Origin of the sequence: Clostridium sp. MCC344 (genome assembly GCF_018785365.1) — a bacterium.
Classification (GTDB): Bacteria; Bacillota; Clostridia; order Lachnospirales; family Lachnospiraceae; genus Pilosibacter.
In genome coordinates, this window is the sequence record NZ_WQPQ01000015.1 from 40,222 (window position 1) to 52,275 (window position 12,054).

At 50.9% G+C, this 12,054-nt stretch carries 9 protein-coding genes and 2 tRNA genes; all 11 read left to right on the top strand.

Annotated features, from left to right (window positions below):
- The first annotated feature begins 9 nt into the window (after nucleotides 1-9).
- The 11 genes from GPK90_RS03885 (at nucleotide 10) to GPK90_RS03935 (ending at nucleotide 11,911) form a co-directional block, all read left to right on the top strand.
- The gene (locus GPK90_RS03885) at nucleotides 10-1,326 is read left to right on the top strand and encodes an ABC transporter ATP-binding protein (protein WP_215702217.1); all 1,317 of its coding nucleotides are present in this window, start codon (nucleotides 10-12) and stop codon (nucleotides 1,324-1,326) included.
- Between the two features lie 91 nt (nucleotides 1,327-1,417).
- Nucleotides 1,418-2,278 carry a class I SAM-dependent methyltransferase gene (locus tag GPK90_RS03890; protein WP_215702218.1) on the top strand — a complete coding sequence of 287 codons (861 nt, stop codon included), beginning with the start codon at nucleotides 1,418-1,420 and terminating at the stop codon, nucleotides 2,276-2,278.
- Entirely contained in the window at nucleotides 2,275-5,388 is a 3,114-nt protein-coding gene (locus tag GPK90_RS03895; protein ID WP_215702219.1) for a glycosyltransferase, read from the top strand. Before GPK90_RS03890 ends, GPK90_RS03895 begins: the two co-directional genes overlap by 4 nt.
- Before the next feature lie 353 nt (nucleotides 5,389-5,741).
- Entirely contained in the window at nucleotides 5,742-6,290 is a 549-nt protein-coding gene (gene rimI, locus GPK90_RS03900; protein WP_329752633.1) for a ribosomal protein S18-alanine N-acetyltransferase, read from the top strand.
- Between the two features lie 76 nt (nucleotides 6,291-6,366).
- Nucleotides 6,367-6,609: a hypothetical protein gene (locus GPK90_RS03905; RefSeq protein ID WP_215702220.1), complete on the top strand. Its 243-nt coding sequence runs from the start codon at nucleotides 6,367-6,369 to the stop codon at nucleotides 6,607-6,609.
- Between the two features lie 503 nt (nucleotides 6,610-7,112).
- Entirely contained in the window at nucleotides 7,113-8,024 is a 912-nt protein-coding gene (locus GPK90_RS03910; RefSeq protein WP_118322624.1) for a ribonuclease Z, read from the top strand.
- Nucleotides 8,025-8,027: 3 nt separating this feature from the next.
- On the top strand, nucleotides 8,028-9,065 hold the full coding sequence (tsaD, locus tag GPK90_RS03915) for a tRNA (adenosine(37)-N6)-threonylcarbamoyltransferase complex transferase subunit TsaD (RefSeq protein ID WP_215702221.1): 1,038 nt from the start codon (nucleotides 8,028-8,030) through the stop codon (nucleotides 9,063-9,065).
- Complete coding sequence (ispD, locus tag GPK90_RS03920; RefSeq protein ID WP_215702222.1) at nucleotides 9,065-9,799, top strand: 2-C-methyl-D-erythritol 4-phosphate cytidylyltransferase; 735 nt, start codon at nucleotides 9,065-9,067, stop codon at nucleotides 9,797-9,799. The genes tsaD and ispD overlap by 1 nt, the downstream gene beginning before the upstream one ends.
- The gene (locus GPK90_RS03925; RefSeq protein WP_215702223.1) at nucleotides 9,786-11,276 is read left to right on the top strand and encodes an AAA family ATPase; all 1,491 of its coding nucleotides are present in this window, start codon (nucleotides 9,786-9,788) and stop codon (nucleotides 11,274-11,276) included. Before ispD ends, GPK90_RS03925 begins: the two co-directional genes overlap by 14 nt.
- 374 nt (nucleotides 11,277-11,650) lie before the next feature.
- Nucleotides 11,651-11,736, top strand: a tRNA-Ser gene (locus GPK90_RS03930).
- An 86-nt stretch (nucleotides 11,737-11,822) separates the two neighbouring features.
- Nucleotides 11,823-11,911, top strand: a tRNA-Ser gene (locus GPK90_RS03935).
- Nucleotides 11,912-12,054: the final 143 nt, after the last annotated feature.

Sequence of the window (12,054 nt, forward strand, 5' to 3'; positions counted from 1 at the left end):
GAGGAAACCATGTCTGCCAATGCGATTACAGTAAAAGACGTGACGAAGGTGTACAGACTCTACGACAAGCCGATCGATCGACTGAAAGAGTCCTTAAGCCCGACACATAAAAGCTATCACAAGGATTTCTATGCCTTAAATGGTCTCTCCTTCAATGTAGAAAAGGGTCAGACCGTAGGCATTATCGGAACGAACGGTTCCGGAAAATCAACGATCTTAAAGATCATCACCGGCGTCCTCACACCGACCACCGGTCAGGTGGACGTGGAGGGAAAGATCTCCGCGCTTCTGGAGCTTGGAGCCGGGTTCAATATGGACTACACCGGAATTGAAAATATCTATATGAACGGCACCATGATGGGGTATTCCCGGAAAGAGATGGATGAAAAGCTGCAGGATATTCTGGATTTTGCGGATATCGGCGATTTTGTCTATCAGCCGGTAAAGACCTACTCCAGCGGTATGTTCGTCCGTTTGGCATTTGCGCTTAACATTAACGTGGAGCCGGAGATCCTGATCGTCGACGAGGCCCTGTCCGTCGGAGACGTATTCTTTCAGGCAAAATGTTACCGGAAGATGGAGGAGATCAAGCAGAGGGGAACAACGATCCTCATGGTTACCCACGATATGGGCAGTATCATCAAATACTGCGATAAGGTCGTTCTCTTAAACAAGGGCGAGTTCATCGCGGAAGGTGAGCCGGGCCATATGGTGGATCTCTATAAGAAGATCCTGGCAAACCAGCTGGATTCCTTAAAGGAAGAGCTGGAGAGCGACTATTCCGGCGGTATGCTGGGCGAAGAAAAGAACGTGAAGGCTGAGAAAGTCCATTCCGATGGATCTCTCATGAAGGATAAGATCACCATCAACACCGACCGAACCGAGTACGGAGACGGACGGGCAGAGATCTTTGATCTGGGGCTTTTTGACGCGAGAGGAAACCTCACAAATCTCCTGCTAAAGGGAGAGATGTTCACGATCAGGGAGCGGATCCGCTTCCATGCGCCGATCAAGTGTCCGATCTTTACCTATACGATCCGTGACAAGAAGGGAACGGATCTCACCGGAACGAACACCATGTATGAGGGCTGTGACATCAAACCGGTGGGAGACGGCGATGTCTACGATGTTTCCTTTACCCAGAAGATGACACTGCAGGGCGGCGAGTATCTTCTCTCCATGAGCTGTACAGGCTTTGAGGGTGAGGAACATGTGGTATACCACCGTCTGTACAATATCGCAAACCTTACGGTGATCTCCAATAAGAATACGGTCGGTGTGTATGACATGGAATCGGAAGTGGAGACATCGTTGACAAAAGCATAAGACCAGAACATGGCATTTTGACAGCAGGATCTGTCTGAAAAGACCGGCAGGATCCGGGAAAAATGTCTGTGACACATAGCGGGAGAAAAAGATGAAGGATTACAGTTATGAACTTCTTGACCTGCTCGAAAAGTATAAAGGAGATGCGGAGGCGGCACTGCGGGGAGAAACAAGCCCGTGGTGTCTCTACGCATTTTCTCCGTTAAGGGAAAATCTTTTCGAGTGGCTGGAAATGAAAAAAAATGACCGGGTTCTCCAGGTCGGATCCGACTACGGTTCCTGTACCGGACTTTTTACAGAGCGTGCCGGTGAGGTGGTCGTTCTGGATCAGCGGGATGAGAATCTGGAGGTGAACCGGAGAAGGCATGGAGAAAAGAAAAATCTCTTCCTGATCCGCGGGGAACTTCCGAAGGCAGATGCAGAGTCTCTTGGGTGGAAAGAGTACAAGGGAAAAGAACGTGCAGCAGAGGAGCTGGACGCGCTCTATAAAGCTGGATTCGACTATGTGATCCTGCCGTCCATGCTTTCCGCGACAGAGAAAAGCGGGGCAGCGGATCTGCTCGAGAGAGCGGCATCCCTTGTGAGACCGGGAGGAAAACTCTTAGCAGCGGCTGAGAATGAGTCCGGCGTCCGCTACTTTATGGGCGCGGAGCCATTTGAACACTCCTTTTTAGAGGTGGAGCTGCGCGGTCTGTTTGAGGGATTAAAGGAAAAATTCGGTGGAACCGCGATGCTCTACTACCCGGTTCCGGATTACCGTTATCCGGTAACTCTCTACTCCGATGACTATCTCCCGCAGACCGGCGATGTGACGAATATCTCCGCCCGTCTTGACGGTCCGGGACTCTGGTTCGGAAACGAGGAGAAAGCCATGGCGAACGCATGCAGAAATGGGGACTTTACGAAGTTTTCCAACTCATTCCTTGGCATGTGGGAAAAGGGGAAAGCATGAGACAGATTTTATTTGTAAAATACAACCGGACCAGAGCGGAGCAGTTCCAGTTAAAGACGGAGATCGTAAAAGAAGACGGTGTTCTCACCGTTGAAAAGACGGCTCTCACAGCGGCTGGCGAAGCACATATCCGCTCCTTCGGAGAAAAATATGAGAAGATCCGGGAACTGAATCCTGCTGTCCGCTTTTTAAAACCGGAATGGAAAGAAGATAAGAGGACAGTTTCCTTCCGCTACTTAAACGGGAAGACTGTTGGAGATGCTCTCGGAGAAGCAATCGTCATGGGCGAAGTTCCGTATAAAGAGCTTGAGACTGTGATGAAGGTGCTGTTCCCGGAAAACGAGGACGCAAAAACGTTTCAGGTGACACCGGAGTTTGAGGCAGTATTTGGAAAAGTTCCGGCGATCAGCGGTAAGGCAGTTGCTGTCTCCAATGTGGACGGACTCTTCGAGAACCTGATGGTGCCGGAAAATGAGAATTGCATCTATGGAATCGACTATGAGTGGGTATTTGATTTCCCAATCCCGGAGAAATTCTTAAAGTACCGTAATCTTTTATATTTTTACAGACGATATGAGAAGGTACTGAACGTAAAAGAACAGGATCTCTATGCCCGTTTCGGGATCACAGATGAGGAACAGTCCGTATTTGACGGTATGGAAAAGGCATTCCAGTCCTATGTTCATGATGCAGGCTCCTTCGGCTATATGAAACAGTACGAACAGCCGACGAAGACTGTGGAATTCCTTCTCGACCGGGAGAGCGAGCTCTACAAGGTAAAGGACTGGTGCGAGAACTTAAAACAGGAGATCGCGGAAAAAGATATCACGATCAGCAAGCAGCAGGAGGTCCAGCGCCTCACAAACAACCATGTGACGAATCTGGATGCCATCATCGCCAGCCTCAGAAGCGAGAACGCGAGAATGGCAGGAGACCTTGCGTACCTGTCGAAGCATGAGGCAATCATGTGGAAAATCCTCCGGAAATGCCACCGTGCTGTGGATAAAGTCATGCCGAAGGGTACGAGAAAGAGAAAGATCGCCGGTTACTTTAAGAACACCGTATTCCACCCGGGAAAATACGGAAAGCTGTATTTTACAAAGGACGGAAGGAACAGGATCCGCGGCGATTTCAAGATCGGTGCCGGATACTTGGAGCACGGAAAACTGCACTTTGACTATGTGGAACATCCAGCTGTGTCCATCGTGATCCCGGTCTATAACCAGATCCACTATACCTACGCCTGTCTGCTCTCTATCTTAGAGAACACAAAGGACGTGACTTACGAGATTATCATTGCAGATGACGTGTCCACGGACGCGACGAAGGAGCTGTCCATGTACGCGGAAAATCTCGTGATCTGCAGAAATAAGACAAATCAGGGATTCTTAAGGAACTGCAATCAGGCAGCGAAGGCAGCCCGCGGAAAGTATGTCATGTTCTTAAACAACGACACTCAGGTGACTCCGGGCTGGCTGTCATCCCTTGTGAATCTCATTGAGTCCGATCCGACCATCGGCATGGTTGGCTCCAAACTGGTATATCCGGACGGACGTCTTCAGGAAGCCGGCGGTATCATCTGGAGTGACGGTTCCGGCTGGAACTACGGACGTCTCGATAATCCGGAAAAGCCGGAGTACAATTATGTGAAGGATGTCGATTATATTTCCGGAGCAGCGATCCTGTTATCGACAGATCTCTGGAAGCAGATCGGCGGTTTTGACGAGCTGTTCGCACCGGCCTACTGTGAGGACTCCGATCTTGCTTTTGAGGTGAGAAAAGCCGGATACCGTGTGGTTTACCAGCCGTTATCCAAGGTGATCCACTTCGAGGGTGTTTCCAACGGTACTGATGTAAACGGAACCGGTCTGAAGCGCTATCAGGTGGAAAACAGTAGGAAATTAAAAGAAAAGTGGGCGGAGGAATTTAAGAAGCAGTCTGTGAATACAGGCAATCCGAACCCATTCCGTGCCCGTGAGAGAAGCCAGAAGAAGCCGGTGATCCTTGTTGTGGACCATTATGTCCCGACGTTTGACAAGGATGCAGGTTCCAAGACGACCTATCAGTACCTGAAAATGTTCGTGAAGATGGGATATTCCGTGAAATTCCTCGGAGACAACTTCCTTCACGAGGAGCCGTACTCGACGACACTCCAGCAGATGGGCGTGGAGATCTTATACGGACCGGGATACCAGGCAGGAATCTGGGACTGGCTGACAAAGAATAAGGACGAGATCGATTTTGCGTACCTGAACCGTCCGCATATCGCGATCAAATATATTGACTTTATCAAGAAGAACACCAATATCAAGGTGATCTACTACGGACATGACCTGCATTTCTTAAGAGAATACCGGGAGTATGAGCTCACCGGCGATATCCAGAAAAAGCGGGAGTCCGATTACTGGAAATCCATCGAGTTCTCCCTGATGGAGAAGGCGGCGGTATCCTACTATCCATCTTACGTGGAGGAAGAAGCAATCCATGCGATCCATCCGGAGTACAAGATCAGGGCGATCACTGCCTATGTCTACGAGAAGTTCCTGGAGAATATCGACAAGGACTTCGAAAAGAGGGAAGGACTGCTGTTTGTCGGTGGATTCGCGCATCCGCCGAATGCTGACGCGGTTCTCTGGTTCGCAAAGGAGATCTTCCCGCTGATCAGACAGAAGCTTGATGTGAACTTCTATGTTGTCGGATCCAAGGTGACGGATGAGATCAAGGTGCTTGAGCAGCCGGGAAGCGGCATCATCGTCAAGGGCTTCGTCACAGAGGAAGAGCTTGCATCTCTCTATGCGACATCCCGGATCGTTGTGGTTCCGCTGCGTTACGGTGCCGGAGTCAAGGGAAAGGTTGTCGAGGCGGTCTATAATGGATCGGCCATCGTCACTACTTCCATCGGTTCCGAGGGAATCCCGGAGGCGGAACGCGTCATGAAGGTCGCTGACGGACCGGAGGCGTTTGCCGATGAGGTTGTCAAGATGTACCAGGATCCGGCGGAGTGTCGCAGAATGTGCGAGGAGACGCAGAAGTATATTCGTGAGTATTTCAGTGTCGAGGCGGCGTGGAAGGTCATTGAAGGAGATTTTACGCCGGAGAAGAAACGGTAAGAGTTTTCTGATCGCACGAATGTGGAAGTGTTTCACGATTTCTGCGTTTACAATTCTGAAAAACATGGATAGGAAGGAAAAAATTCCATCGGCAAAGCCGATTCGGAATGCATTTTTGCTCGTAACTTGCCATACATCTGAAGGGAAGCTCCGTGGGGAGGCTCTTGTAGGTGTGAGGGTACTGAACAGTTACGTTTATTCATGAATCGAATATTGCATCATACGATTCTGCCGGGACTTTCGTTCCCGGCAGTCTGTGTATGCAGAGAAATTTTCCGGCGAAGCGATCTGGGCGGGATGCAGATGGACTGATCATTGGGAATGGCTGCAATGCAGCAAAAAAGGAGAATATAGTGGAAATAAACAATATTCATGAAAATTCTAATAATTACAACAAATATACAAAGGATAGTAGCGATGAGGCGAAGTCCGCGGGAAAGGCGGAGACGATTCTTCGTGCGATGACTGCGGATGATCTTCCGGCGGTGGAACGGATCGAACAGACTTGTTTTTCCGATGCATGGTCGGAGAAGCTTCTCTCCGATATGCTGGAGAGCGAGTGGGACGAGGCCTGGGTGCTTGCGGACGAGAAGAATTCCGTGATCGGGTATGCGAATTTCCGGTTTCTCGCAGGGGAAGGGGAGCTTATGAGGATCGCTGTGCTTCCGGAATACAGGGGACATGGGGAGTCAAAGAAACTCATGGATCGTCTGGAAATCTCTTCAAGGGAGAAGGAGGCACCGGATTTGACTCTGGAGGTGCGTGCCGGGAACACGCCTGCGATAAACCTTTATAAATTCTATGGTTTTCAGGCGGAGGCTGTTCGGAAGAATTATTATCATGATCCGGTGGAGGACGCGCTCATCATGTGGAGACGGCCGGTTCCATCGATTCCCACTTAAAATCATGATTTTTTCCGCTATACTGTAGGGGACTCCGGGGGAACCGGGGATGATGAAGGCGGAGGAAAAGAGAAATATGAGAAAATACGGAAAAGACGGTCGGTTGGAGAGCATGATCTGCAACAGGTGCGGAAGGAAGTTGGCAGTGAGGAATGGGATCGTGCGGGAAGGCGTGTTTTCGTCGGATCATGCGTGGGATTTCTTTTCGGAGAAGGATGGGGAGGTTCACCATTTTGATTTGTGTGAGGAGTGCTATGATGAGGTGACGGGGGAGTTCCGGGTTGCGGTGGAGGTGGAGGAGGAAATCGAGATGCTGTAAAAGGATCAAGGCGGGCGGCTGGAGAGGTTGCCTGCCTTTTTTGTTGGTGGGGGGTACGCGGTGAGCTTCCGCTCAGGAGTGCTGGGGATGCGGGGATGGTTCCACTAAGCTTGCGGATGGCTGCTAAGGGCGGAGGACAGGGGACACAACTCGCTGCGCTCAGACAAGTGTCCCCTGTCCTCCAACGCATCCGTCCGCGAGCCAAGTGGAACCAGATCCCCGGATCAATGCACTCCTGATCGGAAGCTCACCGCTGTGTATTGCAGATGGGACGCTCGCGCGGGCGCATCGCTGAGGGAATGCAGATGGGACGCTCGTGGCGGGCACATCGATGGGAGTATAAGGTGTCTTTCGATGGTTTCTTTCCTGAGGAATAAGGGCTGCATCTCTTGCATATGACTGGCGCTTTATGGTATGATACGTGCAGACTTGATAAATTTAGTATCAAAGGGGACAAAAGTTTTTTTGACCCCGCCATTATGATAGAATGCAGAGGAAATTACATGTTAGATATCTGTTTACTGGGGACCGGGGGCATGCAGCCGCTGCCGTATCGTTGGCTGACGTCTATGATGGCGCGCTGTGACGGCAGTAATCTATTGATTGACTGCGGCGAGGGGACCCAGATTGCTTTGAAGGAAAAGGGATGGAGTCCGAAACCGGTGGACGTGATCTGTTTTACGCATTATCATGCGGACCATATCAGTGGGCTTCCGGGCTTTCTTTTGACGATGGGAAATGCGGAGCGGACGGAGCCGGTGCTTCTTGTGGGTCCGAAGGGGCTGGAGCGGGTTGTCGGCGCGCTCCGGACGATCGCGCCGGAGCTTCCGTTTCCGCTTGTGTTTAAGGAGCTCACGGAGCCGAGGGAGAAGTTCCAGGCGGGGCCGTATGTGGTCGATGCGTTTCGTGTGAATCACCGTGTTACCTGCTACGGCTACCGTATCACGATCCCGAGGAACGGCAAGTTTGATGTGGAGCGGGCGAGAGCGCAGGAGATCCCGCAGAAGTTCTGGAGCAGACTCCAGAAGGGCGAGACGATCGAGCATGAGGGACGGACCCTGACGCCGGATATGGTGTTGGGCGAGAAGCGCCGCGGGATTTCTGTGACTTACACGACTGACACGCGCCCGGTCCCGGCGATCGCGGAATATGCTGCGGATAATGATCTTTTTATCTGTGAGGGCATGTACGGCGAGAAGGAGAAGATCGCGAATGCGCGGGAGAATAAGCACATGATGTTCCAGGAGGCAGCGAAGCTCGGAAAGGAAGCGAATCCGAGGGAGATGTGGCTGACGCATTACAGCCCGTCGTTGATGCATCCGGAGGAATATTTGAATGAGATCAGGGAGATTTTCCCGAAGATCAAGACCGCCCGCGATGGCTGGTCTGCAGAACTTGGATTTGACGAGGATTAGAAAATGAAGATACACAGTGTTGAAGAAGACGTATATATACTTGCAATCGAGAGCTCCTGTGACGAGACGGCAGCTTCCGTCGTAAAGAATGGACGTGAGGTGCTGTCCAACGTGATCTCATCTCAGATCGCGCTCCACACGCTCTATGGCGGCGTAGTGCCGGAGATCGCATCGAGAAAGCATATTGAGAAGGTAAACCAGGTGGTTCAGGCTGCCCTTGATGAGGCGCATATGACTCTGGGCGAGATCACGGCGATCGCGGTGACTTACGGTCCGGGTCTTGTGGGTGCTCTTCTTGTCGGAGTTGCGGCTGCGAAGGCGATCGCCTATGCGGCAAAGAAACCGCTGGTCCCGGTCCATCACATCGAGGGACATGTTTCCGCGAACTTTATCGAGCATCCGGATCTGGAGCCGCCGTTTGTCTGCGAGATCGTGTCCGGCGGACATACCCACCTTGTGATCGTAAAGGATTACGGCGAGTTTGAGATCATCGGACGCACGATGGATGACGCGGCCGGAGAGGCTTTCGATAAGGTTGCCCGCGCGGTCGGACTCGGATATCCGGGCGGACCGAAGGTTGACAAGGCGGCAAAAGAGGGAAATCCGCATGCCATGGAGTTCCCGCGTGCGAAGGTTGGCGGATCCCAGTATGATTTCAGCTTCAGCGGTATGAAATCCGCTGTCTTAAACTATATCAACCAGGCGGAGATGAAGGGCGAGACGATCAATGTCCCGGATCTCTGTGCTTCGTTCCAGAACGCAGTGGTGGATGTTCTTGTGAGCCGCGCGATCGCTGCAACAAAGGAATTTGGCTATAAGAAGCTTGCGATCGCGGGAGGTGTCGCATCGAACTCTGCCCTCCGTGCCGGAATGAAAGCGGCATGTGAGAAAGCCGGGATCGAGTTTTACTATCCGTCACCGATCTTCTGTACCGACAATGCGGCGATGATCGGCGCGGCCGGATATTATGAATACATCAACGGAGTGCGCGCAGGCTGGGATCTGAATGCGGTTCCGAACCTGAAACTGGGAGAACGGTAATGGAACAGGTAAAAAAGGCTGCGATCGTTCTGGCGGCCGGTCATGGAAAACGGATGCACAGCAAGGTGGCGAAACAGTATCTGCTCTTAAACGGAGAGCCGGTGCTGGTCCATGCCCTGCGTGCGTTTGAGATGAGCGGGATGGATACGATCATCCTGGTGACCGGGGCGGACGAGGTGGAATTCTGCAGGAAGGATATCGTGGAGGCCTATGGGTTTTCCAGCGTGAAACAGGTCGTGCCGGGCGGAAAAGAGCGGTATGACTCTGTCTGGAACGGTCTCTGCGCTTTGAAGGCAGCAGGATTCCCGGAAGATGGGATCGTCCTGATTCATGATGGGGCGAGACCGCTTGTGGACGGGGAGATCATTGCGCGCGCAGTGGATGGCGCCTGCAGCTATTCTGCCTGCGTGGCAGCGATGCCGGTAAAGGATACGATCAAAGTGGCGGACGCGGACGGATTTTCCGAGAGCACCCCGGACCGCAGCACCCTGTGGCAGATCCAGACCCCGCAGGCATTCCGGTTTGAGCTGATCTATCGTGCGTATGAGAAGATCTTCGCACCGGGGGCAGACCGCAGCCATATCACGGACGACGCGATGGTGGTAGAGCTGATGACGGATACAAAGGTAAAATTCGTGGAAGGCAGCTATTCTAATATTAAAGTGACGACTCCGGAGGATATGGTGATCGCGGAGGCACTTCTGTACAAGGGAGAAAAACATGTCAGTTTTTGATTTTAATGCGGAAGCAAAAGAAGAGAGAAAGAACGCGAAATGCACATTTACGTTATTTCGTTCCAATGAGACCACGGCAACTCCGGAACATCCGATCCTGGTCCTGGACAACCGGGAAAAACAGTGGGAGCACCATTCCAAAGGTGTGTTTACGAACCCGGTACGGGAGACGGCCTTTGAATTTGAGGATGAAGACGGCAGAACACACAGCGCCGATATCTTAAAAATAGACGCGCGTTTTGTGAAACTGCTGAAATGGCTGGGAGAAAATAAGATCAACGTGCGTCTTTCCGGCTCCAATGAGGCGGACGGATATGCAGTGTACAAGATCAGGGAGATCGCCTTTGGCGGCGGAACAAAGCTTTCTGCGGAAGATGGCTTCTTACAGTATATGATCGGACGTCTTCAGGCGAGCAGTGCCCCGGCAGAAGAAGTGTCGGAGGAAGAGGCAGCGGAAGATGGAGATGATATGAAGCTGACCAGCCTTCAGAGCATCACGGATTTCATGACATGTGCGGGAGGAACACTTCCGGATAATATCCGCCTGTGGGCAAGAAGAAACCTTGCGGTGGCAAATTCCCATGAGGTGTCACCGGAAGAGCGCCGTCATGCCCAGAGAGCGCTGTCCATCATGATGAACATCCAGTGGAAGAGCAACTATTTTGAGGCCATCGATCCGGAAGAGGCGAGACGGATTCTGGATGAGGAGCTGTATGGAATGGAGCGGGTAAAGCAGAGGATCATCGAGACGATCATCCAGATTAACCGTACCCACACGCTCCCGGCTTACGGAATCCTTCTCATCGGACCGGCGGGAACGGGAAAATCCCAGATCGCTTACGCGGTAGCGAGGATCTTAAAACTGCCGTGGACGACCCTGGACATGAGCTCCATCAATGACCCGGAGCAGCTGACAGGAAGCTCCCGTGTATACGCAAATGCGAAGCCGGGAATCATCATGGAGGCATTTTCGCTGTCCGGCCAGTCGAATCTTGTGTTCATCATCAACGAGCTCGACAAGGCTGCGTCTGGAAAAGGAAACGGAAATCCGGCGGATGTTCTTTTGACGCTGCTGGATAACCTTGGATTTACGGATAACTATATGGAGTGCATGATCCCGACGGGTGGAGTTTACCCGATCGCGACGGCCAACGACCGCTCAAAGATCAGCGCACCGTTAATGTCACGTTTCGCAGTGATCGATATTCCGGATTATACGGAAGAGGAAAAGAAAATCATCTTCTCGAAATTTGCGCTTCCTAAGGTATTGAAACGGATGAGCATGAGAGAGGAAGAATGTGAGATCCTTCCGGAGGCACTGGATGAAGTGATCAGCCGGTATTCGGATACATCGGGAATCCGTAATCTGGAGCAGGCAGCAGAACATATTGCAGCCAACGCTCTTTACCAGATCGAAGTAAATCATGTGAATAAAGTAGTTTTCGATAAGAAAATGGTTCGGGAATTATTAGGATAAGAACGAGGAGACCTGGTGCCTCCTTATTCTTTTATGATAGGAAAGGATGGATTGCGTGGAGGGCAATGATATGTCCGCGAAAAATTTCTGAAGGAAAAGAAAAGGGAAAGCCTGCGGAAACAGGAAGCCCGGACAAAGCCGGGTTTGAAGAACAAACTTTTTTGAAAATATTTTTGAAAAAAGTTTGCGAAGATGAAAAACAGAGAAAGGAAGCATGAAAGAACAGATACTAGATATTGATATTTGCGTGGATTAAAATAGCATATTTTGTATACAATTTAAAAAGAATCAAAAAACAAAAAAAGTTTGGAAAAATGCTTGACAAAAATGTAATTGTAGGTTATTATTAATGAGCACGTTTGAGAGAGCGCTTTGGAGAGATATCGAAGTGGTCATAACGAGGCGGTCTTGAAAACCGTTTGTCCGCAAGGGCGCGTGGGTTCGAATCCCACTCTCTCCGCTAACTGTACTGCGGAGCCAGAGAGATGAGTTCCTGGTGCAGAATTAAATATGAGTCTTGTGGAAGCAAGATGTGAATCAACCAATGCAGAAGTACCCAAGTGGTTGAAGGGGCTCCCCTGGAAAGGGAGTAGGTCGTTAGTAGCGGCGCGAGGGTTCAAATCCCTCCTTCTGCGCTTTTAACTTGCAAAGAAAACTTCTTTGAAAATAAGTTAAAAAAGTTCTTGACAAATCGAACTTGATTTGATAGAATAAATGAGTTGCTTCTGAAACACGGAAACAACAAAAACAGTTCCTTGAAAACTGAACAGTATGTAAA

Bases quoted from the DNA above. Each gene is read 5' to 3' on its own strand.
- GPK90_RS03885 (WP_215702217.1), top strand. From the start codon at position 10: ATGTCTGCCAATGCGATTACAGTAAAAGACGTGACGAAGGTGTACAGA.
- GPK90_RS03890 (WP_215702218.1), top strand. From the start codon at position 1,418: ATGAAGGATTACAGTTATGAACTTCTTGACCTGCTCGAAAAGTATAAA.
- GPK90_RS03895 (WP_215702219.1), top strand. From the start codon at position 2,275: ATGAGACAGATTTTATTTGTAAAATACAACCGGACCAGAGCGGAGCAG.
- GPK90_RS03905 (WP_215702220.1), top strand. From the start codon at position 6,367: ATGAGAAAATACGGAAAAGACGGTCGGTTGGAGAGCATGATCTGCAAC.
- GPK90_RS03910 (WP_118322624.1), top strand. From the start codon at position 7,113: ATGTTAGATATCTGTTTACTGGGGACCGGGGGCATGCAGCCGCTGCCG.
- tsaD (WP_215702221.1), top strand. From the start codon at position 8,028: ATGAAGATACACAGTGTTGAAGAAGACGTATATATACTTGCAATCGAG.
- ispD (WP_215702222.1), top strand. From the start codon at position 9,065: ATGGAACAGGTAAAAAAGGCTGCGATCGTTCTGGCGGCCGGTCATGGA.
- GPK90_RS03925 (WP_215702223.1), top strand. From the start codon at position 9,786: ATGTCAGTTTTTGATTTTAATGCGGAAGCAAAAGAAGAGAGAAAGAAC.